Origin of the sequence: Streptomyces sindenensis, from assembly GCF_014649035.1 — a bacterium.
Classification (GTDB): domain Bacteria; phylum Actinomycetota; class Actinomycetes; order Streptomycetales; family Streptomycetaceae; genus Streptomyces; species Streptomyces sindenensis.
On the sequence record NZ_BMSG01000016.1, the window covers coordinates 19,936 to 44,616 of the forward strand.

The 24,681-nt window shown below is 71.6% G+C and carries 17 protein-coding genes; 1 reads left to right on the forward strand and 16 read right to left on the reverse strand.

The window, feature by feature from the left end; genetic code table 11:
- Positions 1–222 precede the first annotated feature (222 nt).
- The 3 genes from obgE to rplU form a co-directional block, all read right to left on the reverse strand.
- Positions 223–1,659 (reverse strand): GTPase ObgE, encoded by a 1,437-nt coding sequence (obgE, locus tag IE145_RS18610; RefSeq protein WP_069736519.1) that lies wholly within the window; start codon positions 1,657–1,659, stop codon positions 223–225.
- Positions 1,660–1,816: 157 nt separating this feature from the next.
- A complete protein-coding gene (gene rpmA / locus IE145_RS18615; RefSeq protein WP_006124388.1) occupies positions 1,817–2,074 on the reverse strand; it encodes a 50S ribosomal protein L27 in 258 nt (85 codons plus the stop codon).
- 14 nt (positions 2,075–2,088) lie between these two features.
- Positions 2,089–2,409 (reverse strand): 50S ribosomal protein L21, encoded by a 321-nt coding sequence (gene rplU / locus IE145_RS18620; protein WP_006124389.1) that lies wholly within the window; start codon positions 2,407–2,409, stop codon positions 2,089–2,091.
- Positions 2,410–2,708: 299 nt separating this feature from the next.
- Between rplU and IE145_RS18625 the strand changes: the two genes are divergently transcribed.
- Positions 2,709–3,305, forward strand: coding sequence for an acyltransferase (locus IE145_RS18625; RefSeq protein WP_189526330.1), 597 nt, complete (start codon positions 2,709–2,711; stop codon positions 3,303–3,305).
- Positions 3,306–3,387: 82 nt separating this feature from the next.
- Here the strand turns inward: IE145_RS18625 and IE145_RS18630 are convergent, their stop codons facing one another.
- From IE145_RS18630 to mreD, 13 genes are all read right to left on the reverse strand, one after another.
- Complete coding sequence (locus IE145_RS18630) at positions 3,388–4,671, reverse strand: nucleotide sugar dehydrogenase (protein WP_189526332.1); 1,284 nt, start codon at positions 4,669–4,671, stop codon at positions 3,388–3,390.
- 5 nt (positions 4,672–4,676) lie between these two features.
- Complete coding sequence (locus tag IE145_RS18635) at positions 4,677–6,296, reverse strand: glycosyltransferase family 2 protein (protein ID WP_189526334.1); 1,620 nt, start codon at positions 6,294–6,296, stop codon at positions 4,677–4,679.
- Positions 6,293–7,816 (reverse strand): glycosyltransferase family 4 protein, encoded by a 1,524-nt coding sequence (locus tag IE145_RS18640; protein ID WP_229825646.1) that lies wholly within the window; start codon positions 7,814–7,816, stop codon positions 6,293–6,295. The genes IE145_RS18635 and IE145_RS18640 overlap by 4 nt, the downstream gene beginning before the upstream one ends.
- A gap of 46 nt (positions 7,817–7,862) precedes the next feature.
- On the reverse strand, positions 7,863–8,882 hold the full coding sequence (locus IE145_RS18645; RefSeq protein ID WP_079149501.1) for a Gfo/Idh/MocA family protein: 1,020 nt from the start codon (positions 8,880–8,882) through the stop codon (positions 7,863–7,865).
- Complete coding sequence (locus tag IE145_RS18650; protein ID WP_189526338.1) at positions 8,879–9,997, reverse strand: DegT/DnrJ/EryC1/StrS family aminotransferase; 1,119 nt, start codon at positions 9,995–9,997, stop codon at positions 8,879–8,881. The genes IE145_RS18645 and IE145_RS18650 overlap by 4 nt, the downstream gene beginning before the upstream one ends.
- Before the next feature lie 335 nt (positions 9,998–10,332).
- Positions 10,333–14,595 (reverse strand): ribonuclease E/G, encoded by a 4,263-nt coding sequence (locus tag IE145_RS18655; protein WP_189526339.1) that lies wholly within the window; start codon positions 14,593–14,595, stop codon positions 10,333–10,335.
- Between the two features lie 228 nt (positions 14,596–14,823).
- Positions 14,824–15,606 (reverse strand): TIGR03936 family radical SAM-associated protein, encoded by a 783-nt coding sequence (locus IE145_RS18660; protein ID WP_189526341.1) that lies wholly within the window; start codon positions 15,604–15,606, stop codon positions 14,824–14,826.
- Between the two features lie 123 nt (positions 15,607–15,729).
- Positions 15,730–16,887 (reverse strand): hypothetical protein, encoded by a 1,158-nt coding sequence (locus IE145_RS18665; RefSeq protein ID WP_189526342.1) that lies wholly within the window; start codon positions 16,885–16,887, stop codon positions 15,730–15,732.
- Positions 16,888–16,961: 74 nt separating this feature from the next.
- Positions 16,962–18,890: a TIGR03960 family B12-binding radical SAM protein gene (locus IE145_RS18670; protein WP_189526344.1), complete on the reverse strand. Its 1,929-nt coding sequence runs from the start codon at positions 18,888–18,890 to the stop codon at positions 16,962–16,964.
- 52 nt (positions 18,891–18,942) lie between these two features.
- Positions 18,943–20,469 carry a CYTH and CHAD domain-containing protein gene (locus IE145_RS18675; RefSeq protein WP_189526346.1) on the reverse strand — a complete coding sequence of 509 codons (1,527 nt, stop codon included), beginning with the start codon at positions 20,467–20,469 and terminating at the stop codon, positions 18,943–18,945.
- A 29-nt stretch (positions 20,470–20,498) separates the two neighbouring features.
- Entirely contained in the window at positions 20,499–21,692 is a 1,194-nt protein-coding gene (rodA, locus tag IE145_RS18680) for a rod shape-determining protein RodA (protein WP_189526348.1), read from the reverse strand.
- On the reverse strand, positions 21,692–23,914 hold the full coding sequence (gene mrdA, locus IE145_RS18685) for a penicillin-binding protein 2 (RefSeq protein WP_175467033.1): 2,223 nt from the start codon (positions 23,912–23,914) through the stop codon (positions 21,692–21,694). The genes rodA and mrdA overlap by 1 nt, the downstream gene beginning before the upstream one ends.
- 99 nt (positions 23,915–24,013) lie before the next feature.
- The gene (mreD, locus tag IE145_RS18690; protein WP_189526350.1) at positions 24,014–24,679 is read right to left on the reverse strand and encodes a rod shape-determining protein MreD; all 666 of its coding nucleotides are present in this window, start codon (positions 24,677–24,679) and stop codon (positions 24,014–24,016) included.
- Positions 24,680–24,681 lie beyond the last annotated feature (2 nt).

The window sequence follows — 24,681 nt, forward strand, 5'->3', positions numbered from 1 at the left end:
GCTGCCCGTCGCTCGCCCTGCGGATACCCGCAGTTCACCCTCTGGCCAGGGAGGTTGGGCGCTCCGGGGCTGGTGCGCGGGGTGACCGACCCCACAGATGTGTTGCGTAATCGGCACATGAGCGGCACGTGCACCCGGTGTGACCGGCGGAAACCGCCGACGCCCGGGCCCGAGGTTACCGGACGGCCCGCCTCCGCAGAGACGGGCCGGGGTCCGGAGCGTTTAGAAGGGGTCGAACTCGTCGTATTCCTTCTGGGCGTCGTCGCGTTCGGCCTCGCGGTCCTTGCGGCGCTGCGCGGCGGGGCGCGGCGCCTCCATGCGGTGGTCCTCGCCGCGGCGGCCGAGCATCTCCGCGCCGGCCTGCATGGTCGGCTCCCAGTCGAAGACGACCGCGTTGTCCTCGGGGCCGATCGCGACGCCGTCGCCGGCCCGGGCGCCCGCCTTGACGAGTTCGTCCTCGACGCCGAGGCGGCTGAGCCGGTCGGCGAGGTAGCCGACGGCCTCGTCGTTGTTGAAGTCGGTCTGGCGCACCCAGCGCTCGGGCTTCTCGCCGCGCACCCGGTAGAGGTCCTCGCCCTCGGCGGTGACCGTGAAGCCCGCGTCGTCGACGGCCTTGGGACGGATGACGATGCGGGTCGCCTCCTCCTTCGGCTTGGTGGCCCGCGCCTCGGCGATGATCCCGGCGAGCGCGTAGCTCAGCTCGTTGAGGCCCTTGTGGGCGATCGCGGAGACCTCGAAGACGCGGTAGCCGCGGGCCTCCAGGTCGGGGCGGATCATGTCGGCGAGGTCCTGGCCGTCGGGGATGTCGACCTTGTTGAGGGCGACGATGCGGGGCCGGTCCTCCAGCCCGCCGTACTGGCGCAGTTCCTCCTCGATGATGTCGAGGTCGGAGACGGGGTCGCGGTCGGACTCCAGGGTGGCGGTGTCCAGGACGTGCACGAGCACCGAGCAGCGCTCGACGTGGCGCAGGAACTCCAGGCCGAGGCCCTTGCCCTGGCTGGCGCCGGGGATGAGGCCCGGGACGTCGGCGATGGTGTAGACGGTCGAACCGGCGGTGACGACACCCAGGTTCGGTACGAGGGTGGTGAACGGGTAGTCCGCGATCTTCGGCTTGGCGGCGGAGAGCACCGAGATCAGCGAGGACTTGCCCGCGCTCGGGTAGCCGACGAGGGCCACGTCGGCGACGGTCTTGAGCTCCAGGACGATGTCCCGGCTCTCGCCCGGCTCGCCGAGCAGCGCGAAGCCGGGGGCCTTGCGGCGGGCCGAGGCCAGCGCGGCGTTGCCGAGGCCGCCACGGCCGCCCTGACCGGCCACGAAGGTGGTGCCCTGGCCGATGAGGTCGGCGAGGACGTTTCCGGCCTTGTCGAGGACGACAGTGCCGTCGGGAACGGGCAGGACCAGGTCCTGGCCGTCCTTGCCGGAGCGGTTGTCGCCGGCCCCGGGCTGGCCGTTGGTGGCCTTGCGGTGGGGGTGGTGGTGGTAGTCGAGCAGCGTGGTCACGGACTGCTCGACGACGAGGATCACGTCGCCGCCGCGTCCGCCGTTGCCCCCGTCGGGGCCGCCCAGCGGCTTGAACTTCTCACGGTGTACGGAGGCGCAGCCGTGGCCTCCGTTACCCGCGGCGGCATGCAGCTCGACGCGGTCCACGAAGGTGGTCATGGTGGGTGCCTCCAGATAACAGGTGCAGGTACAGCGGAAAAAGCGGAGTTGTCTCTGTCGTAACACGCCGAGGGCGGACCCGCTTCCCCGTTCGCCGGGAAAGCTGAGATCCGCCCTCGGAAGGTGCTGTGTGTCGTTCTGCGCGCGTCGAGAGGACTCAGACGGCGAGCGGAACGATGTTCACGACCTTGCGGCCGCGGTGCGTGCCGAACTCCACCGCACCGGCGGTCAGCGCGAACAGCGTGTCGTCGCCGCCACGGCCGACGCCCGCGCCGGGGTGGAAGTGGGTGCCGCGCTGGCGGACCAGGATCTCACCGGCGTTGACGGCCTGACCGCCGAAGCGCTTCACGCCGAGCCGCTGAGCATTGGAATCGCGCCCGTTCCGAGTGGACGATGCGCCCTTCTTGTGTGCCATGTGTTCTCAGTCCCTTACTTCGCAGCCGTGGGGATACCGGTGACCTTGATCGCCGTGTACTGCTGGCGGTGACCCTGGCGGCGGCGGTAGCCGGTCTTGTTCTTGTAGCGAAGGATGTCGATCTTCGCGCCCTTGTGGTGGTCCACGATCTCGGCCGTGACCTTGATGCCGTCCAGCACCCACGGGTCGCTGGTGACCGAGTCACCGTCGACAACGAGCAGGGTCGAGAGCTCGACCGTGTCGCCAACCTTGGCAGTGGAAATCTTGTCAACCTCAACGATGTCGCCGACAGCAACCTTGTGCTGGCGACCACCGCTGCGCACGATGGCGTACACGCGGATCTCTCTCTCGCTCGGAACGGAACCCCTGATGCCAGCCGCCCGCACGGGCCGGGGCCCGTGTCGATCCGGAAGGATGAGCGGCCTCTCCTGGCGGACGGCGCGAACACCGACCGTTACCGGGAGGGATGTGCTCAGGGGTAGGTGCGTACGGAAACACACCGAAGGTCAAGGTTACGGGGCCGGGGTGTAGGGGTCAAACCGGGTCGGGGGATCGGAGGCGGGCCCGCGGCCCGGGGCCGGCGAACCGCCCGCCTTATGCTTTCCGGGCGCATCAGCTCTCCGAAAGGCATGCCGTGAACTACAGGGTCCAGCCCACCGCCCAGGTCGACGAGACCGCCGAGATCGGGGACGGCTCCAGTGTCTGGGAGCTGGCGCAGATCCGTGAGGGAGCGAAGCTCGGCGAGGGCTGCGTCGTCGGCCGCGGCGCGTACGTCGGCACCGGCGTGCGCATCGGTGACAACGTGAAGCTGCAGAACTACGCCCTCGTGTACGAGCCGGCCGAGCTCGGCGACGGCGTCTTCGTGGGCCCCGCCGTCGTCCTCACCAACGACCACAACCCGCGGTCGGTCGACCCTGACGGCAAGCAGAAGCGCGGCGGCGACTGGGAGGCGGTCGGCGTGAAGGTCGCCGAGGGCGCCTCACTCGGCGCCCGCTCGGTCTGCGTCGCACCGGTCCGTATCGGCCGGTGGGCGATGGTCGCGGCCGGCGCCGTGGTCACCAAGGACGTGCCGGACTTCGCCCTGGTCGTCGGCGTGCCCGCGCGGCAGATCGGCTGGGTCGGGCGGGCCGGAGTACGGCTGGCCGAGCGGTCGGCCGAGCCGGGCGTGTGGGAGTGCCCGCAGAGCGGGACGCTGTACGACGAGAAGGACGGCGTGCTGTCCGAGCGTTGAGAGGGGCTCCGCGAGATGGCGGAGCGCACGGTGGGGGCGGGCGTCCCGCGGGACGCCCGCCCCCACCGTGTCCTCGGACGGCTCAGCCGCCGATGACGACGCGGCGCACGCCCGCCCAGTTGGCCGGGTCCGTCGTGCGGCGGCCGTCGACCAGGACGCGGACGTCCGGGAGGTCGGCGGCGGACAGCTCGCGGTACTCGGCGTGGTCGGCCTGGAGGATCGCGGCGGTGACGGTCTGGCCCTCGTGCGGGACGAGGCCCAGCGCGGTCAGCTCCTCAGGCGTGTACATCGGGTCCGAGACGAACGGCACCGCGCCCCGCGCCTTCAGCGCCTCGACGACGCCGAAGACACCGGAGAACGCGGTCTCCTTGACACCGCCGCGGTAGGCCGCGCCCAGCACCACGACCCCGGCGCCGTCCAGGTCGCCGTAGGCGGCGGCCAGGAGATCCACGGCGTAGGCCGGCATCGCGGCGTTGGCCTCACGGGCCGAACGCACGACGGTCGCCTCCGGGTCGTTCCACAGGTACATCCGCGGGTAGATCGGGATGCAGTGGCCGCCCACGGCGATGCCGGGCTGGTGGATGTGGCTGTAGGGCTGGCTGTTGCAGGCCTCGATGACCTTCTTGACGTCGATGTCGTTCCGGTCGGCGAACCGGGCGAACTGGTTGGCCAGACCGATGTTGACGTCGCGGTAGGTGGTCTCGGCGAGCTTCGCCAGCTCGGAGGCCTCTGCCGTACCGAGGTCCCAGACGCCGTTCGCGCGGGGCAGGTCCTCGCGCTCGTCGAAGTCGAGGACGGCCTCGTAGAAGGCGACGCCTGCGGCGGAGGACGCCTCGTCGATGCCGCCGACGAGCTTGGGGTAGCGGCGCAGGTCGGCGAAGACCCGGCCGGTGAGCACCCGCTCCGGCGAGAAGACCAGGTGGAAGTCCTCACCGGGGGTGAGGCCCGAACCCTCGGCCAGCATCGGCGCCCAGCGGGTACGGGTGGTGCCGACCGGCAGCGTGGTCTCGTAGCTGACCAGGGTGCCGGGCTTCAGGCCGGCCGCGATGGCCTTGGTGGCGGCGTCCATCCAGCCGAAGTCCGGGGTGCCCTCGGCGTCCACGAAGAGCGGGACGACGACCACGACGGCGTCGGACGCGGCGACCGCGGCCGTGGTGTCCGTCGTCGCGGAGAGCAGGCCCGCGCCGACCGTCTCCTTCAGCTTGACGTCCAGGTCGTGCTCGCCGGGGAACGGCTCGGTGGCCGCGTTGACGAGTTCGACGACCTTCTCGTTGACGTCCGCGCCGATGACCTTGTGGCCCTTGGCCGCGAACTGCACGGCGAGCGGAAGCCCGATCTTGCCGAGCGCGACTACACAGATGTTCATCGGGGTTACTTCCTCTTCGACCTGGACAGCGTTCGGCGCAGCCGTGCGCCGACGCCGGACTTCGGTTCCCGCAGGGGGGCCGTCGTGATCACGAGACGGCCTTTGGTGTTGGTGGTCGCTGCCACGCGGTGGGGCTCGTCGCTCCCCCAGCGGCGTGCCAGCGGCATCGGCTGCCCTTCGGTGCGGACCGGGACCTCGTACGTCGAGCCGGCCACGTCCACGTAGAGCCGGACGCCTCTCTTGGACCGGGTGGCCGCCAGCGGGATGCGGGCGGTCAGCAGGGTGCCGCCGTCCTGGGCGGCGTCGGCGGTGAGTGTGCCGGCGCGCCGGGGGCGCGGGGCGTCCGCCGGCAGCTTGCGCGCACCGGCCTTGTCGGCGCTCTGGGGCATAGCCCTCTGGGCCAGGGCGACGACGGCGGAGGAGGTGTCACCGGTGATGCCGACCCGCAGCTTCACGACGCAGGACAGCTCCGTGCCGTGCTGGTCCCAGTCGGCCGACTCCAGGCGCGTACCGGCGGAGAGGCGGCCGGTCACCGTCTCGCCGAGCACCTCGTAATAGCGGTCGTCGAGGCCGACGGCCGGGTCCCTGAATCCGGGGTAGGTGGCGAAGGCGCGGTCACCCTCCAGCAGAAAGGGCGGCGCTCCGTGCTCCGTCTCCTCCGCGATGGCGCGGGTGAGCTCCTCGACGGCGCGGCTGCGGGCGAGGCCGAAGCGCACCCGGCGCTTGACCCCGGTGCCGTCGCGCAGGCCGTCGGTGAAGTAGGCGTCCACCAGTGCACCCACGCCGTCGCACACCTGACGCCGCGTGTCGAGGTCGAGCGCGGGGAAGTCCTGCTGGAGCAGCTTGGACAGTTCCCAGTCGAAGTGGCGCTTGAGTACGGCGTCGCGCTGCGGCCCCGCAGGGATCAGACCGGCCGTGTGCTCGATGATCCGCTCGACGCAACGGAGCCTCGCCAGGTGGTTCGCCCGGTAGGTGATGTTGCTGGCGTCGCCGCGCTTGACCGCGTAGTAGCAGGTGTAGTCGGAGACGACGGAGATCCTCCGGGCCCGTACGCACGCCTCGATGGTGAAGGGCTGGTCGCTGCCGACCGGCATGTCCTCAGGGAAGCGGAGGCTGTGCTTCTCCACCAGCTCACGGCGGAAGAGCTTGGTGTTGGCCAGGGTGAAGGGCAGCGCCGAGTCGTAGAGGCTGATGTCGGGGTGGTTCCCGTCGTACAGCTTCTGGTGGACGTACCGGCCGTTCGTGCCGACCATCTTCCCGACGACCACGTCGGACCCGTTCGCGTCGGCGGCGGAGACCATCCGCTCCAGCGCCTCTTCGCCGAGGTGGTCGTCCGCCCCTATGAAGTAGACGAAACGGCCGGTGGCCACGTCCAGCGCCCGGTTGCTGGGCGCGGCGGGGCCTCCCGAGTTCGGCTGGTGGAGCACCTTCACCACGTCGGGGTAGCGCTCGGCGTACCGGTCGAGTTCGGCACCGCTCCCGTCGGTCGATCCGTCGTCGACGGCCACGACCTCCAGCCGCTCCAGGCCGATGCTCTGCCGGATCAGCGAGTCCAGGCACTCCGTGAGGTACGGCATGGTGTTGTAGACGGCGACGACGACGGTGACGTCGGGCTCTCGTCTCATGCCATCACCTGGGAGTCCGGCTGTTGCGTCTTCACCGGCTCGGCACCGGTGAGACGCGTGTACACGTCGTCCAGGACCTCGGCCTGCGCCTCCCAGGTCCAGTTCTCCAGCAGGCCTTCGCGGGCGTAGGCGGCGCGGTACTTCGCCGGGTCGGCGAGCACCGACTTGACCGCCCGTACGTAGTCGGAGACGTCCTCGGCGGTGAACACCTCGCCCTGACCGGTCCGGGCGACCATCTCCCCCATCGTCTTGACGTCACTCACGACGAACGGCAGACGGGCGTGGGAGTACTCGAAGAACTTGGTGATCAGGGCGATCTCGTGGTTCGGCCAGTGGTGGATCGGGATGACGCCCACACTGGCCGCGGACAGGAACGGGACCACCTGGTAGTGCGGCACGTACGGGAGGATGTGCAGCCGGTCCGAGACTCCCAGTTCGGCGGCTCGTTCCTTGAGTTCCTGCATGTAGGCCGAGTTCGGCCGCAGGACGACGAAGGCCACGTGCGTACCGGGGAGCTGGGGCAGCCCCTCGACCATGATGTCCAGACCCCGCTGCGGGGCCGCGGCACCGCTGTAGACCGCCAGCGGAACGTCCGGGCCGATACCGCACAGCTCACGCAGGTCGGGCACCGGCTCCGCGGCCTGCTCCGCGGAGACCTCGGCGTCCGGGGCGTTCAGCACGACCTCCGGCAGGGTCTTCAGACCGTGGCGCTCGACCAGCATCTCCGCCAGGGTGCCGGAGACCGTGGTGACGGCGTCGGCGTACTTGGCGTACTCCCGCTCGTGCCCGCACTGGGCGATGTGCCAACGCGGGTGCGGGTTCCACGGCTTGATGCCGGGCAGGAACTCGTGCACGTCCCAGAGGAGCTTGACCTTGCGGCCCTTGGCCTCGGCGCGCAGCTTCGCCCGCGCGCCCACGCCGAGCATCCGGAAGTCGTTCGCGTGGATCACGTCGGGTTCGAGCCGGTCGATGACCTTCCCGTACGCCAGCTCGAAGTCCCACAGGGCCGGGTCGAGACGCCGCCAAGCCCGGTCGCCCATGGTGCGGACCCAGAAGGCCGTGGTGAAGCGGTCCAGCGGGGAGTCCATGCTCTTGCGGCGGTGCGCGAGCGCCTCCGTGCGGCCGGCCCGGAAGCCGACCCATTTGCTCAGCGCCTTCGCCAGCAGACGCGGGGGCACCAGACGCGCGACACCGAGCGAGGAACCCTTGCGCTTGGCCTCCACGCTTCGGACGTTCAGCTCGGCGCGCCACGCCTTCATCCGCTGCTTGCGGTATTCCGCGAGCGGACCGGGCGGATACGCGAGAGGCGAGCGCAGAACAGCCCTGCGGTACTCGTGACGGCGCCGGTGCATGGGCGTGGGCACATGCAGCAGGCGGACCTCGGCATCGCCGAGCCACCACTTCTGGGACTTCTTGGTGGGCGACTTGCCCAGAAGCACCACGTCCCACCCGGCCTCCGCCGCCGAGCGGGCTTCCTTCTGCACCCGGGAATCGCCGTTGACGCCGTTGTCGACGAGCATGACGATCTTTCCCCGGGGACTACGCTCCGGCCTCGCGGCCGAGCTGTCATTCGCCATGGCGGGCAGGCTCTCCTGTCTCGAATACAACGGTCTGGCCACGGTTGGCCGAGTCGAGCAGCGATGTCGCCACCTCGACGGTACGCAGCCCCTGCCGCAGCGTGCAGATGTCGGCGGGCTTGCCCTGCACAGCGTCGCGGAACAGCTCGTGCTCGACAAGCAAGGGCTCGCGCTTGGGGATGGCGTAGCGGATCATGTCGCCCTCGGCGACCCCGCGGAACGCGCGCAGCGCCTCCCATTCGGTGGCGACGGCGGCGTTCGAGTGGAACGTGAGGTCGGCGGTGAGGGTGTCGGCGATGAAGCAGCCGCGCTCGCCGGTGACCGAGGTGAATCGTTCCTTGAGCGGGCTCAGCCAGTTGACCAGGTGGTTGACCATCGTGCCGTCGGACAGCTGGCCCACCGCGGAGACCATGTCCTCGTGGGGGCGGCCCGACTTGGAGACGGTGTGCGCCGCGATGGACGTGTACGTCTGGCCGGTGACCCAGGCGGTCAGGTCGATGTCGTGGGTGGCCAGGTCCTTGACCACACCGACGTCGGCGATCCGGTGGGGGAAGGGGCCCTGGCGGCGGGTGACGACCTGGTAGACGTCGCCCAGCTCACCGGCCTCCAGGCGGGCGCGGAGCGAGAGCAGCGCGGGGTTGCAGCGTTCGATGTGACCGACGCCTGCGACCAGGCCGCGCGACTCGAAGGCGTCCACGAGGCGGTGGGCGCCCTCGACGGTGTCGGCGAGCGGCTTCTCGATCAGGGCGCCGACGCCGGCCTCCGCGAGCTGGAGGCCGACCTCCTCATGCAGCGCGGTCGGGCAGGCCACGACGGCGTAGTCGATGCCGAGGGCGATGAGCTCCTCGACGGTGGAGAGCACGGGTGCGCCCTGGGCCCAGCCGTTCTTGTCACCCATCGGGTCGACGACGCCGACCAGTTCGACGCCCTCCAGGCTCGCGAGGACACGGGCGTGGTGGCGGCCCATGGAGCCGAGGCCGACGAGCCCGGCCTTGAGTACGGCGGTCACAGGTTCTCCCCGAGGGCGTTCACAGCGGTGACGATGCGCTCCAGGTCTCCCTGGGTGAGCGAGGGGTGGACGGGCAGCGAGACGACCTCGGCGGCGGCCTTCTCGGTCTCGGGCAGGTCCCAGGTACGGCCCGCCTTCTGGTCCGGCTCCCAGTAGGGCTTCAGACGGTGGATCGGCGTCGGGTAGTAGACCGCGTTGCCGACGCCCGCCTCGGTGAGCTTCGCCATCGCGGCGTCCCGGTCGCCCTGGATGCGCACGGTGTACTGGTGGTAGATGTGCCGCGCGCCCTCGGCGACCGGCGGCGTGGTGATGGCCGGGGCGGTGATGTGGGCGTCGAGGTACGCGGCGTTGGCGCGGCGCTGCTCGGTCCAGCCTTCCAGCTTGCCGAGCTGTACGCGGCCGACGGCGGCGGACACGTCGGTCATCCGCATGTTGGCGCCGACGATCTCGTTGGCGTAGCGCTGCTCCATGCCCTGGTTGCGCAACAGGCGCAGGGTGCGTGCCAGTTCGGCGTCGGCCGTGGAGACCATGCCGCCTTCGAGGGAGTGCATGTTCTTGGTCGGGTAGAAGCTGAAGGTGCCGCCGGCGCCGAACGCTCCGACCGGGGTTCCGTTGAGCGCCGCCGCGTGGGCCTGGCAGGCGTCCTCGACCACGGCGAGGCCGTGCTTCTGCGCGATGGGCATGAGCTTGTCCATCGCGGCGGGGTGACCGTAGAGGTGCACCGGCATGATCGCGGCGGTGCGCGGCGTGATCGCGGCTTCGACAGCGGCCGGGTCGAGACCGAAGCTGCCGGGCTCGATGTCGGCGAACACCACGTCGGCGCCGACCAGGCGGACGACGTTGGCGGAGGCAGCGAAGGAGAAGGAGGGGACGATCACCTCGTCGCCGGGGCCGATGCCCAGGGCGAGCAGCAGCAGGTGCAAGGCCGAGGTACCCGAGTTCACGGCCACGCAGTGCCGGCCGTCGACCAGGTGCGAGAAGCCTTCCTCGAAGGCCGCGACTTCCGGGCCCTGGACGACGCGGCCGCTGCGCAGTACGCGTACGGCCGCTTCGATCTCGTCTTCCCCGATGACCGGACGGGCAGCGGGAATCGGCTGCTCGTTGATGCTCGTCATGGACATCCTCCTTGAACACCGCAAGAGCTCGTTACCAGGCAGAGCTTTTGAGGTGCGGGACGCCCCACGAGGTCGCGCTTAACCCCACCGGCGCAATGCCGACGCCCTGCCGAGGGATCCGGCCCGATCGATGGCGTCGCGGGCCGTGTCACCGTCCGTAGTTTTCGTGAAGAACGATCACACGTACGGCAACCGTCGTCACATTATCAGGGATTTCTTAACGCATTTCGGTCTCGTTAACCCACTTATGCATCAGTTCTGAAACAAAGCAGGTGTCCCGCCCCTATGTGCTCGGAGCGGGACACCCTGAAGATGAACGAACGGTTACCCATTCATCAGCTCGCCGATGATTCACCGTCCGCCGGGGGCGTGGAAACCGTCACCGAAGGCGACGACTGCTCGGCTGCGACGCTTTTCTTCGTCGCCTTCTTCGCGGCCGTCTTCGCCGTCGTCTTCTTGGCGGCGGTCTTCTTCGCGGCGGTCTTCTTGGCCGCCGCCTTCTTCGCCGGGGCCTTCTTGGCGGCGGCCTTGCGGGCCGTCTTCTTCGCCGGGGCGGCCTCCGCGGGCTCGGACTCCGGCGCTCCGGTCTCCGGGGCCTTCGCCTCGGTCTCCTTCGCCTCGGGCTCCTTCGCCTCGGGCGCCGGAGCGACCACGACGATCTCCGCCTCGTCCGACCCGGTGGGCGAGCCCGCCGGAGCGGTGACCTTACGGGTCACCCGGCGCCGGGCACGCGGCGGGGCGGCCACGGGGGCCTCGGGCTCGGGGGCCTGCTCCGCCGGAGCCTCGGGGGCCGGGGTCCGGTCGGCGGGCACCTCGATGACCGGGTCCTCGACCGCGACCGGGTCCGTGCTGGGCTCGGCCGGCTGTACCGGCTCCGCCGCTTCGGCCTGCTTCGGCGAACCCGCCGGGGCGGTGGCCTTGCGGGTGGCCCGACGGCGCGTACGGCCCTGGGGCGCGGCCTCGGCCGGAGCCTCGGGGGTCTCCTCGACCTCCGCGACAGAGGCCTCCGCGACAGGCGCCTCCACGACGGGGGCCTCCGCGACAGGCGCCTCCACGACGGGGGTCTCGGCCACGGGAGCCTCCACGACCGGGGCGGGCGCCTCGGCCTTCGGGGCGCCGGCCGGGGCCGACGCCTTGCGGGAGGCCCGGCGGCGGCCACGGCGCGAGGCGGCCGCCTCGGCCTCGGCGGGGCTGCCGTAGAACTCGTCGTCCTCCCTGACCGCGGGCTCCACGGCCACCGGGGCGGCGACCTCGGCGGCCAGTTCGGCCTCGGTCTCCGTCTCCACGGGCTCGGCGGACATGTTGTCGTCGGAGCCGTGGTCGTGGGTGTGCTCGTGGTCCTGGCCGGCGCCGCCACGGCGCTTCTTGGACTTCTTGCCGCCGCCACCGCCGCCGACGGACGTCGGCTGCTCCATGTGGACGATGACACCGCGGCCGTTGCAGTGGACACAGGTCTCGGAGAAGGACTCCAGCAGACCCTGGCCGACCCGCTTGCGGGTCATCTGGACCAGGCCCAGCGAGGTGACCTCGGCGACCTGGTGCTTGGTGCGGTCACGGCCCAGGCACTCCAGGAGCCGCCGCAGCACGAGGTCCCGGTTGGACTCCAGCACCATGTCGATGAAGTCGACGACGACGATGCCGCCGAGGTCGCGCAGCCGCAGCTGGCGCACGATCTCCTCGGCCGCCTCCAGGTTGTTCCTGGTGACGGTCTCCTCCAGGTTGCCGCCCTGGCCGGTGAACTTGCCGGTGTTGACGTCGACGACGACCATCGCCTCGGTCTTGTCGATCACCAGCGAACCGCCGCTGGGCAGGTAGACCTTGCGGTCCAGCGCCTTCATCAGCTGCTCGTCGATGCGGTACGTCGCGAAGACGTCGACCTCGGAGGTCCAGCGGGAGAGCCGCTCGGTGAGGTCCGGCGCGACGTGCGAGACGTACCCGTGGATGGTCTCCCACGCGTCGTCGCCGCTGACGATGACCTTGGAGAAGTCCTCGTTGAAGATGTCGCGGACGACCCGGACGGTCATGTCCGGCTCGCCGTAGAGCAGCGTCGGCGCGTTGGAGCCGCTGGTGCCCTTCGCCTTCTTCTGGATGTCCTCCCACTGCTGCTGGAGCCGCTCGACGTCGCGGCGCAGCTCGTCCTCGCTCGCGCCCTCGGCGGCGGTGCGCACGATGACGCCCGCGTCCTCGGGGACGATCTTCTTGAGGATGGTCTTGAGGCGGGAGCGCTCGGTGTCGGGCAGCTTGCGGCTGATCCCGGTCATCGAGCCCTCGGGCACGTAGACGAGGTAGCGGCCGGGCAGCGAGACCTGACTGGTGAGGCGCGCGCCCTTGTGGCCGATCGGGTCCTTGGTCACCTGGACCAGGACCGACTGGCCGGACTTGAGCGCGGTCTCGATGCGGCGCGGCCCGTGGGCCATGCCGAGCGCCTCGAAGTTGACCTCACCGGCGTACAGGACGGCGTTGCGGCCCTTGCCGATGTCGACGAAGGCGGCCTCCATGGACGGCAGCACGTTCTGGACCTTGCCCAGGTAGACGTTGCCGACGTAGCTGGTGGCCTGCTCCTTGTTGACGTAGTGCTCGACGAGCACGTTGTCCTCAAGGACGCCGATCTGGGTGCGCTCGCCGTTCTGGCGGACGACCATCACGCGCTCGACGGCCTCGCGGCGGGCGAGGAACTCCGCCTCGGTGATGATCGGGACGCGGCGGCGGCCCTGCTCGCGGCCCTCGCGGCGGCGCTGCTTCTTGGCCTCCATCCGGGTCGAGCCCTTGATGGACTGGACCTCGTCGAAGCCGGTGCCCGGCTCGCGCTCCTCCTTCTTGCGCGGCTCGCGGACCTTGACGACCGTACGCTCCGGGTCGTCGGAGCCGTTGTCGGTGTCGACGGCGGCGTCACCGCTGCGGCGACGGCGACGGCGGCGACGGCGGGAGCTGCTGCTGGAGGAGGACGCCGAGGAGTCGTCGTCCTCGTCGCTCTCCTCGGCGGTCTCCTGGGCCTGGCCACGGCCGCCGTCCTGCTCGTCCTCGGAGCGGGACTCCTCGGCACGGGCGGGCGCGGACGCCTCCTCAGTGGTCTGCTCGTCGTCCGTGTCGTTGGCCTCGCCACGACGGCGACGGCGGCCACCACGGCGGCGGCGCCGCGAGGGGCGGTCGCCGTACTCGTCGGTGTCCTCGCCCTCGTGCTCCTCCGCCTCGGCCTCGGGGGCCTCGTCGGCGGTCTGCTCGGCGGGCTTCTCCACCGGGGCGGCGGGCTCGGCGGCCTGCTCGGTCGCCTCGGCCTCACCACGGCGGCGGCGACGGCGGCGCGAACCGCCCTGCTGCGGCGCGGCCTCGGCGGGCGCAGTGTTCTGCTCGGCCTCGGCGGTCTGCTGCTCCTCGGCCTCGTCCACCTCGTCGTACGGGGAGGTGGAACCGGCCGCGGCGGCCGCGGCGGCCGCGGTCTCGGGGGTCTGGAACATCGGCTCGGCGAAGACCGGGGCCTGGAAGACGGCGACGGCAGGGCGCGTGGCGCGGCGGCCCTTTCGGCTCGGCTCCTCGGTCGTGGCCGTGAACTCGGGGCGGCCTGCGGCGGCCGTGGCGCGGCGGCGCTGGCGTCCGCGCGGGGCGGCCTCCTCGACCTCGTCCGCCTCGGCGGCGAGCTCCTCGGCGACGGCGGCGGGCAGGCTCTCGCCGGTCTCGACGGGCTCGGTGACGCTCTCGGCCGCCTCGGTGACCTGCGGCGCTCCGGCGGGCGCGGACGCCTTGCGGGAAGAGCGGCGGCGGGTGCGCGGGGCGGGCGCCTCCTCCGTGGCCTCGGCGGCGGGCGCGGCGGCCTCGGCGGCGGCCGGCTCCGGTGCGGTCACCGGCTCGGCGACGGGCGCGGCGGCCTGCGGCGCACCGGCCGGGGCGGAGGCACGGCGGCGGGTGCGGCCACGCGGGGCGGCGGGCTCCGCGACGTCGGCGGCGGGCTCGGCGGCCGGGGCGGGCTCCGCGACAGCGGCGGCGGGCTCGACGACGACAGCGGCCTCGGCGGCCTGCGGGGCGCCGGCGGGCGCGGTGGCCTTGCGGGAGGCGCGACGGCGGCGGGGCGCCGGAGTCTCGGCGGGGGGCTCCACGGCGGCCTCGGTCTCCTCGTCGATCTCTTCGTCGGCCGCGGGCTCGGCCGGGGTCTCGACGACCGGGGCGGGGGCCTCGGCGGACTGCGGGGCGCCGGCCGGGGACGTCGCCTTGCGGACCGCGCGACGGCGGGTGCGCGGCGCGGGTGCGGCGGGCTCCTCCTCGGCGGCGGGCTCGGCGGCCGGCGCAGGCTCGGCGGTCTCCGCCTCCGCCTCCGCCGGTGCGAGGGCGCCGGCGGGCGCGGTGGCCTTACGGACGGCGCGGCGGCGCGTGCGGGCGGGCGGGGCGGTCTCGGCGACCGGGGCGTCGGGCGTGTCGTCCACGGCGGGGGCGGCGGACTCGGCGGCCGGTATGGCCGGCGTGACGTCCTCGGCGGGCGTCACGGCCGCGCCGGGCGGGCCCGCGGGGCGGGAGGCGGCGCGGCGCCTGCGGCGCGGCGGCAGCTTGTCCCCGGGGGTGTTCTCTTCGTTGTTCCCGGTCGTGCCGGGTTCGTTCGGCTGAGGCATGCGGGCGGTTCTCCCGTCGTGCTCCCGGGCGCCGCGTCTGATTCCGGTCCGGCTCGGTCCGCTGTGGTGCGATACCGCCGTCCGGGGCGCGGGCGCCGCACGGGAACTGATGTCTGGCTCGCCGGTTCCGTATGCGGTGTGCGTACGGCCTGGCGAAAGTCTTGTGGGTCAGTGCGCGGCCCGACCCAGGTGGCTCCCGGGTCGGAGGGCTGCGCTACAACGACCGCCTTACGCGGAACCTGCACCTTCCGGCGCCGTCGCGACGGCTGCCCCGGCGACCGCGGGATGTGCGGTCGGGGCGGCCTCGCGGTCGGGCGCGAGCGGGTCGGTCACCGTGCCGGACTCCTCGTCGAAGAGCCCCTGCGCCAGCCTGGTCACCGCGGCGGGGACAGGCGGCGCCAGGTCGGCCACAGCTCGGAGACCGGACAGGACGTCGTCGGGTCGCACGGCAGGTGTCACGTGCCGAACAACCAGGCGCAGTATCGCACAGGGCCGCTCACCCGGCCTATCGACCGGAGCGTCGACGACCCGCAGGTCGGCGACGGCGGCGCGGGCGTCGAACGTCCGGATGCCGTTCTTGGCCTTGCGCTGGACCTCGACGGTCTCGGCGTCGTTGAACGCGGCCACGGCGGTGCGGACGTCCTCGGGGTCGACGCCGTCCAGGCGCAGCTCCCAGACGGAGGCGGTGAGCCGGTCGGCCAGGCCCGGGGTGCGGGCCTCCACCGCGTCGACGATGTCGAGGCCGACCGGCATGGACGCGTCGAGCAGTCCGCGCAGGACCTCGGGGTCCCGGGCCTCGGTGAGGGCGATCTCCAGGAACTCCGCCTCGCTGCCCGTGCCGGTGGGTGCGGCATTGGCGTAGGAGACCTTGGGGTGGGGCGTGAAACCCGCCGAATACGCCATCGGCACCTCGGAGCGGCGCAGTGCCCGCTCGAAGGCCCGCTGGAAGTCTCGGTGGCTGGTGAACCGGAGGCGGCCGCGCTTGGTGTAGCGCAGACGGATGCGCTGCACTGCCGGTGCGGGCGGCGGGCCTTCGGGCTGTCGCTTGCCCAGTGGTTCTTCTCCTCGGTGCGGGGCGGGCGCGGTGGCGCGCCGCCCACGAAATACGGGTGGTCCCCGGGGTGCCGCTCCGGCTCACCCCTGTTTGGCGAATGGATCGCCGCCCAGAGGGGTCTCGGACGCCTGCGCCGCGCTGGGGACAGTCGTTGTACTACCCAGAGTACGCGCAGGGATCCCTCGCGGTTCCCCAGGCCGTTCGGCGGCCGGGGTGCCGAAGAGGGCCCGCCAGGCGTCGCGCCGCGCCTGGCGGACGGTGTCCCGGGCGGTGGTGAGGGCCGCGCGGGCCGCCCGGCCCGCTTCGGCGGCGGCGCGCCGGGCCGGGGCCCAGACCGCGTCGCGCAGGAAGTGGCCGACGGGGGTGCACACCGTGCGGTATGCCCAGGTGGCCGGTGCGCCGATCAGGTGCCACGCGAGCCGGGCCAGGGCCCGGCCGACGGCCCGGGAGACGTATCCGGCGATCCGCCAGGCGACCTCGAACGCGGCGGCGGTCTCCCGGCCGACCGGGGTGAGGATCCGGCGGTACGTCCAGCCGAGGGGCGCGACCAGCAGGGTCATGACCAGCCAGGCGACCGCCCGGCCGAGCACGCGTCCGGTGACCGAGATCCCCCGCCAGAGCTGCGCCAGGACCCAGGCGGTGCCCTGCCAGAGCGTACCGAGGGTCCAGGCGGTGCCCTGCCACAGTTTGCTCAGGACCCAGGCCGTGCCGAGGCCGGCCGGCGTGAGCACATGGGCGTACAGCCACGCCACCGGGACGACCAGGCCGTAACGCACCACCGGAACGATCACGTACCGCCACAGCAAATCCAGCGGCACGATCAGCAGCACGGTGATCAGCCACCCGATGCCGTTGCCGAGGCCGTACAGCGCCGGGAGGAGCAGGGCGGTGCCGATCCACCGCAGGCCGTGGCCCAGCGGGGTGAGGACCGAGGTGTACAGCCACCTCAGCGGTTTGAGCACCAGGGTGCCGATCAGCCACCCCAGCACCCAGCCGACGCCTCCGAACAGCCGCTCCAGGGCCCACCCCACACCGCCGACGAGTGCGGTGAGGGCCCGGCCGGCCGGTGGGAGCAGGACTCTGCGGCAGACCTGTCCGCCGGCGACAGCGAGGTCCCAGACCATCCGGACGGGCAGGACCACGACCAGTACGACGATGCGCACCACGGCCCTGAGCAGCCTGTTCGGGGCGGTCTCGGGCGCGTGCCGGTCCAGTTCCTGGTGCTCTGTGTCGTCCACGCCGTGAAAGACGCGAAGACCCGGTCCGCAGTTGCCGGGACCGGGTCTTCGCATCAGGGCGCCGCCGGAGGGCGCTACTTGTTCACGACGCTCAGCGGCAGGAGCTTCTTGCCGGTGGGGCCGATCTGGATGTCCAGGTCGAGCTGCGGGCAGACGCCGCAGTCGAAGCAGGGGGTCCAGCGGCAGTCCTCGACCTCGGTCTCGTCGAGCGCGTCCTGCCAGTCCTCCCAGAGCCAGTCCTTGTCCAGACCGGAGTCGAGGTGGTCCCAGGGCAGAACCTCCTCGTAGGTGCGCTCGCGGGTGGTGTACCAGTCGACGTCGACGCCGAACTCGGGGAGCGTCTTCTCGGCGCAGTTCATCCAGAGGTCGTAGCTGAAGTGCTCGCGCCAGCCGTCGAAGCGGCCGCCGGCCTCGTAGACCGCGCGGATGACGGAACCGACACGGCGGTCGCCGCGCGAGAGCAGGCCCTCGACGATGCCGGGCTTGCCGTCGTGGTAGCGGAAGCCGATGGAACGGCCGTACTTCTTGTCGCCCCGGATCTTGTCGCGGAGCTTCTTCAGCCGGGCGTCGGTGTCCTCGGCGCTGAGCTGCGGGGCCCACTGGAAGGGGGTGTGCGGCTTGGGCACGAACCCGCCGATGGAGACGGTGCAGCGGATGTCGTTCTGGCCGGAGACCTCGCGGCCCTTGGCGATGACGTTGACCGCCATGTCGCCGATCTGGAGGACGTCCTCGTCGGTCTCGGTGGGCAGGCCGCACATGAAGTACAGCTTCACCTGACGCCAGCCGTTGCCGTACGCGGTGGCGACCGTGCGGATCAGGTCCTCCTCCGAGACCATCTTGTTGATGACCTTGCGCATCCGCTCGGAGCCGCCCTCGGGGGCGAAGGTGAGGCCGGAGCGGCGTCCGTTGCGGGTCAGCTCGTTGGCCAGGTCCACGTTGAACGCGTCGACGCGGGTGGAGGGCAGCGAGAGGCCGATCTTGTCGTCGGTGTAGCGGTCGGCGAGGCCCTTGGCGATGTCGCCGATCTCGCTGTGGTCGGCGGAGGAGAGCGAGAGGAGGCCGACCTCCTCGAAGCCGGTCGCCTTGAGACCCTTGTCGACCATTTCGCCGATGCCGGTGATGCTTCGCTCCCGCACGGGGCGCGTGATCATGCCGGCCTGGCAGAAACGGCAGCCGCGGGTGCAGCCGCGGAAGATCTCCACGGACATCCGCTCGTGCACGGTCTCCGCGAGCGGGACGAGGGGCTGCTTGGGGTAGGGCCACTCGTCGAGGTCCATCACCGTGTGCTTGGAGACCCGCCACGGCACGCCGGAGCGGTTGGGCACGACGCGGCTGATGCGGCCGTCGGGGAGGTACTCGACGTCGTAGAAGCGCGGGACGTAGACACCGCCGGTCTTCGAGAGCCGGAAGAGCACCTCGTCACGGCCGCCGGGCCGGCCCTCGGCCTTCCAGGCGCGGATGATCTCGGTGATCTCCAGGACGGCCTGCTCGCCGTCGCCGATGACCGCGCAGTCGATGAAGTCCGCGATCGGCTCGGGGTTGAAGGCCGCGTGGCCGCCCGCGAGGACGATCGGGTGGTCCACCGTGCGGTCCTTGGACTCCAGCGGGATGCCCGCCAGGTCCAGAGCGGTGAGCATGTTGGTGTAGCCGAGCTCGGTGGAGAAGCTGAGACCGAAGACGTCGAACGCGCCGACGGGGCGGTGGCTGTCCACGGTGAACTGCGGCACGTCGTGCTCGCGCATCAGCTCTTCGAGGTCCGGCCAGACGCTGTACGTGCGCTCGGCGAGGACGCCGTCGCGCTCGTTCAGTACCTCGTAGAGGATCATGACGCCCTGGTTGGGCAGCCCGACCTCGTAGGCGTCGGGGTACATCAGGGTCCAGCGGACGTCGCAGCTGTCCCAGTCCTTGACGGTGGAGTTCAGCTCACCGCCGACGTACTGGATGGGCTTCTGCACATGCGGGAGCAGAGCTTCGAGCTGTGGGAAGACCGATGCGGCAGACATCTCGCGAACCTTCGTGAGCCGGCAGGGGTGACCATCAAGCGTACCCCGCGTCTCAGTGCTTCAGATCCGCCCGCAGTCCGGGGTCCGACGCGCGGGCCCAGACCTCGGGCAGCTCACGCTCCCGCGCCTCGGCGGCGGCCTCCTCCTGCCCGTACAGAAGTCCCCAGGTGAACGCGGTCTCCCCGGCCGCGTGCGCCTGGATCGCGAGGGTGCGCAGGGCCTCGCGGGCGACGACGCTGTCCTGGTGGTCGCCGAGGACGGACTGCACGGCCTTCACCCTCTTGGCGAACCGCTTGGCGGGCTTGCCGAGCGCGGGGCGGGCCGACTCGCCCGCGTACCGGGCGCGCTTGGCTGCCTTGCGGGCCTCGTGCATCGCGGTGTCCCGCTCGGGGCCCGGCGGGTGCTCCAGGGCGTGGTCCATGCGGCGCGCGAGCTTCTCGTAGTCCTTGAGCACCGCCCGGGGCAGGGCCTTGCCCGGTGCCTTGCGGGCGGCGGGGCGCAGGGGCGGGTCGGCGACCAGCGCGTCGAGGGCCTCCAGGAGGTCCAGATAGCGCTGCCCGTCGAGTACGTCGATGATCCTGCGGCGCGATCCGGTGCGGCGGGCGGCCGACCAGGCGCGGAGCCGGCCGCGCACCGGGCCGAGGGTCAGGGCGGCGGGCAGGGCCTCGACGCGGGCGCCGATGCGCTCGTCCAGGACCTCCTGGTCGCGGTCGAGGCCCAGTTCGGCGGCGAGCCACTTGAGCTCCGCGCCGAGCGGGTCGGTGACCTCGCGGGCGAGGATCTTGCGGTGGGTCTTGAAGGTGCTGCGCAGTCGGCGGGTGGCGACGCGCATCTTGTGCACGGAGTCGGGAAGGTCCCGGCGGACGGCGGGATCGAGGCGGACGATCGTGGCGATCTGCTTGCGTACGTAGGCGAGGACGTGGTCGCCGGCGGTGTGCGGCACCTCCTCCTCCGGCTTCTCGCCGTCCCGTTCCAAGGCCGTCTCCGCCAGCGCCCGGGCCAGCTTGGACGCCGAGTGCGCGGGACGGATCCCGGCCTTGCGCAGCCGCTTCTCCACGGCGTCCAGGACGGCCGGGTCGCCGTCGTCGGCCAGCTCGACCTCGATCTCGGTCCAGGCGGCGGTCGGAGGGCTCCCCTCCCCCGTGAGCCGCTCGGCGTGTACCCGGTCGACGCTGACCTCGGCGAGGAGGGAGCCGTCGGCGGCCAGCAGGTGGTGGACGTCCCGGGCGGAGCGCAGCCGGACAACGGGGACGATCTCCGCGTCCCGGACCCGGGAGCGCAGCAGGGCGGCGAGCGGGCGCGGCAGGTCGTCGGAGAGCGGTTCGCGCAGCTCGTCCCGGATGCCGACCGCGACGGGGAACTTCAGGTGCCAGCCCTCGTCGGACCCGCCGGTCCTGCGGCGCAGGGTGAGGGAGCCGGCGGCGAGGCGGAGGTCGGCGGTGTCGTGGTAGACGGCGTCCAGCTCGGTCAGTCCCCGGTGGACGCTCCGGTCGACCCCGGCCGCCCGCGTCAGGTCGGGCAGCCGGGTGTCCTCGGTGGCCTCGTACTTCCGCTCGATCTCGCGTTTGGTGTCCGCCATGTACGGACACCTACCCCGACCGCGCGGGTTCAGGCGGACAGCGGCCGTTGCACCCTGATGGACTGGAGCAGGCCGACCGCCACCCAGACGGCGAACATCGACGATCCTCCGTAGGAGACGAAGGGCAGCGGCAGTCCGGCGACCGGCATGATGCCGAGCGTCATCCCGATGTTCTCGAAGGACTGGAAGGCGAACCAGGCGATGATCCCGGCGGCGACGACCGTGCCGTACAGCTCGGTGGTCTCGCGGGCGATCCGGCAGGCGCGCCACAGGACGACGCCCAGGAGCAGGATGATCAGCCCCGCGCCCAGAAAGCCCAGCTCCTCGCCGGCGACGGTGAAGACGAAGTCGGTCTGCTGCTCGGGCACGAACTGGCCGGTGGTCTGGGTGCCCTCGAAGAGCCCGGTGCCGGTGAGGCCGCCGGAGCCGATCGCGATGCGGGCCTGGTTGGTGTTGTAGCCGACGCCCGCCGGGTCGAGCGCGGGGTTGGCGAAGGCGGCGAACCGGGCGATCTGGTAGTCGTCGAGCAGACCGAGCTGCCAGACGGCGACGGCACCGCCGGCACCCGCGCCGATGAGGCCGAGGACCCAGCGGTTGGAGGCGCCGGAGGCCAGCAGGACGCCGAGGACGATGACGGCCATGACCATCACCGAGCCGAGGTCCGGCATCAGCATGACGATGGCCATCGGGATCGCGGCGAGGCCCAGCGCCTTGGCGACGGTGCGGTGGTCGGGGTGGGCCTGGTCGCCCGCGTCGACGCGGGCGGCCAGCAGCATCGCCATCACCAGAATGATGGTGATCTTGGTGAACTCGGAGGGCTGGATCGAGAATCCGGCGGGCAGCTTGATCCAGGCGTGGGCCCCGTTGACCGTGGTGCCTAGCGGGGTGAGGACCGCGAGGACCAGCAGCACGGAGATGCCGTAGAGGACCGGGACGGCTCCGCGCAGGGTGCGGTGGCCGAGCCAGATCGTGCCGATCATCAGGGCGAGGCCGATGCCGGTGTTGAGGGCATGCCGCAGGAGGAAGAAGTACGGGTCGCCCTGGGTGAGGTGGTCGCGGTTGCGGGTCGCGGACCACACGAGGAGCGAGCCGAGGAACGAGAGCACGAGCGCGGCCCCGAGCAGCGGCCAGTCCAGCCGCCGTACGAGGGAGTCGCGGGCCGTCAGCTTGGCCCAGGGGCCCTCGTCGGGTCCGTACCGGGAGACGGAGAATCCACCTGCCATTACGGCTGCCTCCCCGTGGACGCGGGTGATCCGGTGAGTCCGGGCTGGCCTCCGGGCGGCAGGGGCAACTGGGGTTCCTGTCCTCCCGGCTGCTCCTCGGGCGTGACCGGAGTGGGGTCGTAGGGCTTGACCTTCGGCGCGTGGATCGAGCCGTCGGGCTGGATCTTCGGCAGCGCCTTCTGCGGCTCGGGCAGCAGGGCCCGCTTCAGGTCCTGGTTGCCGGCGGAGTCGAGGCCGTAGAGAGCGTCGTAGATCTTGCGGACGGCGGGGCCGGAGGAGCCGGAGCCGGTGCCGCCCTGGGAGATCGTCATGACGATGGTGTAGTCGTCGGTGTAGGTCGCGAACCAGCCGGTGGTCTGCTTGCCGTACACCTGGGCGGTGCCGGTCTTGGCGCGCATCGGGATCTTGTCCTGCGGCCAGCCGCCGAACCGCCAGGCGGCGGTGCCGCCCGGCTCGACCACCGAACGCAGCCCCTTGTCCAGGTCCTTGATGGTCTGGGCGCTGACCGGGAGCTTCCCGCTGGCCTTGGGCTTGATCTCCTGGACGGTCTTGCCGTCGGGGCTGATCACGGCCTTGCCGACGGTGGGCTCGTGGAGGGTGCCGCCGTTGCTGATGGCGGCGTAGGCGGTGGCCATCTGGATGGGCGTGACGAGGACGTCGCCCTGCCCGATCGAGTAGTTGATGCTGTCGTAGGCCTTGAGCTGGTTGCCTTCGAGGCAGCTCTCGTACGCGATCTGCTGGACGTAGGTGCCGCCCTTCTTGCCCTCCTTGCACCAGGCGTCCTTGTTGGCCTCCCAGAAGTCCTGCTTCCACTGGCGGTCCGGGATGCGGCCCTTGACCTCGTTGGGCAGGTCGATGCCGGTCTCGGAGCCGAGCCCGAAGTCACGGGCGGTCGTGTAGAACCAGTTCTTGGCGTCCTTCTTGGGCTTTATGCCGCCGTCCTTGACCCACTCCTCGTGGCCGAGGCGGTAGAAGACGGTGTTGCAGGAGTACTTGAGCGCGTCGCCGAGGGTGATCGGGCCGTGGCCCTGGGACTCGAAGTTCGCGAAGGTCTGGTTGCCCAGGCTGTAGGAGCTGCTGCACTGGTAGAGGTCGTTGAAGTCGTGACCGGCGCGCACGGCGGCGCTGGCCGAGACCACCTTGAAGATCGAGCCGGCCGGGGCCTGGCCCTGGATGGCCCGGTTGAGCAGCGGGTAGTTGGACTTCTTGCTGGTGAGCTTGGCGTACTCCTTGCCGGAGATGCCGCCGACCCAGGCGTTGGGGTCGTAGTCGGGCTGGGAGGCCATCGCCACGACCCGGCCGGTCTTCGACTCCATGACGACGACGGCCCCGGAGTCGGCCTCGTACTTCCGGCCGGTGATCTTGTCGGTCTCGCCCCGGACCCGCTTCATCGCGGCGGCGAGCTCGTATTCGGCGACCGCCTGGACGCGGGCGTCGAGGCTGGTGACGAGGGTGGAGCCGGCCACCGCCGGGTCGTTCTCCGCCTCGCCCATGACGCGGCCGAGGTTGTCGACCTCGTAGCGCGTGACGCCCGCCTTGCCGCGCAGCTCCTTGTCGTAGGTGCGCTCGATCCCGGACCGGCCGACCTGGTCGGAACGGAGGTAGGGCGACGGACCGTCCTGCGCCTGCTTGATCTCGTCGTCGGTGACCGGCGACAGATAGCCGAGCACCTGCGCGGTCTTCGCCTTGCCGGGGGCGGCATAGCGGCGTACGGCGGTGGGTTCGGCGGTGATGCCGGGGAAGTCCTCGGCGCGCTCACGGATCTGGAGGGCCTGCTGGGTGGTGGCCTCGTCGGTGACCGGGATCGGCTGGTAGGGCGAGCCGTTCCAGCAGGGCTGGGGGGTCTTGGAGTCGCAGAGGCGGACCTTGTCGCGGACGTCCTTCGGCTTCATGTCCAGGACCTCGGCGAGCCGGGTGAGGACGCCGACGCCGTCGTCCTTCATCTTCAGCAGCTCGGTGCGGCTGGCGGAGACGACGAGGCGGGTCTCGTTGTCGGCGAGCGGTACGCCGCGGGCGTCGAGGATCGAGCCGCGCACGGCGGGCTGGACGACCTGCTGGACGCCGTTGCCCGCGGCTTCGGCGGTGTACTCGTCACCGTTGCGGATCTGGAGGTACCAGAGGCGTCCGCCGAGGGTGAGCAGCAGGGAGAAGACGAGGACCTGGATGACGATGAGCCGGATCTGGACCCGCTGGGTCCGCCCGGTCTCGGGAATGTTGCTCACTGGGTGCCCCCGGTGGTGGTCCGGCTGGGGGTGCGGGGGTCGTTCGCCGGGAGATACAGCCTCACGCGATGCCCCCGGGCCCCTCGGTGACGTACGGCTTCACAGGCGCTTGACCCCCTTGATCCGGCCCGCGCGGGCGGCCCGGTTGCGGGCTGCCTTGGCCCGCAGCCCACCGCGCTGGTTGCCGATCCGCAGACCGGTGCCCGAGGCGAGCCAGCCGGCGGCGACGTCGTTGGAGCCGGAGGACGCCTCGGCGAGCGGGTCGTTCTCGGTGCGTCTGGCGAGCGCCATGATGAGCGGCACCGTGAAGGGGGCCAGCAGCAGGTCGTAGACCGCGGCCGTGAACAGCAGGCTGCCCAGGCCCACATGGCGGGCGGCGGTGTCGCCGACGAGCGCGCCGACGCCCGCGTACAGCAGGGTCGAGCCGATCGCGGCGGCGACGACCACGGCCATCGGGGCGAAGGCCGACTTCAGCTGCCCGTTCTCCGGCCGGGCCAGGCCCGCGAGGTAGCCGATGACGCAGAGCACCAGGGCGTAGCGGCCCGCGGCGTGGTCGGCGGGCGGCGCGAGGTCCGCGAGGAGGCCCGCGCCGAAGCCGATGAGGGAGCCACTGACCGGCCCGTACACGAAGGCGAGGCCGAGGACCGTGAGGAGCAGCAGGTCCGGGACGGCGCCGGGGAGCTGGAGGCGGGCGAGGACGGAGACCTGGATGACCAGGGCGACCACGACCAGGGCGGTGGAGAGCAGAGTCCGGTTGATGCGCATGG

Coding starts and splice junctions, on each gene's coding strand:
- obgE (WP_069736519.1), bottom strand. CDS start 1,659: ATGACCACCTTCGTGGACCGCGTCGAGCTGCATGCCGCCGCGGGTAAC.
- rpmA (WP_006124388.1), bottom strand. CDS start 2,074: ATGGCACACAAGAAGGGCGCATCGTCCACTCGGAACGGGCGCGATTCC.
- IE145_RS18630 (WP_189526332.1), bottom strand. CDS start 4,671: ATGAACATCTGTGTAGTCGCGCTCGGCAAGATCGGGCTTCCGCTCGCC.
- IE145_RS18635 (WP_189526334.1), bottom strand. CDS start 6,296: ATGAGACGAGAGCCCGACGTCACCGTCGTCGTCGCCGTCTACAACACC.
- IE145_RS18640 (WP_229825646.1), bottom strand. CDS start 7,816: ATGCTCGTCGACAACGGCGTCAACGGCGATTCCCGGGTGCAGAAGGAA.
- IE145_RS18650 (WP_189526338.1), bottom strand. CDS start 9,997: ATGACGAGCATCAACGAGCAGCCGATTCCCGCTGCCCGTCCGGTCATC.
- IE145_RS18655 (WP_189526339.1), bottom strand. CDS start 14,595: ATGCCTCAGCCGAACGAACCCGGCACGACCGGGAACAACGAAGAGAAC.
- IE145_RS18670 (WP_189526344.1), bottom strand. CDS start 18,890: ATGTCTGCCGCATCGGTCTTCCCACAGCTCGAAGCTCTGCTCCCGCAT.
- IE145_RS18675 (WP_189526346.1), bottom strand. CDS start 20,469: ATGGCGGACACCAAACGCGAGATCGAGCGGAAGTACGAGGCCACCGAG.
- rodA (WP_189526348.1), bottom strand. CDS start 21,692: ATGGCAGGTGGATTCTCCGTCTCCCGGTACGGACCCGACGAGGGCCCC.
- mreD (WP_189526350.1), bottom strand. CDS start 24,679: ATGCGCATCAACCGGACTCTGCTCTCCACCGCCCTGGTCGTGGTCGCC.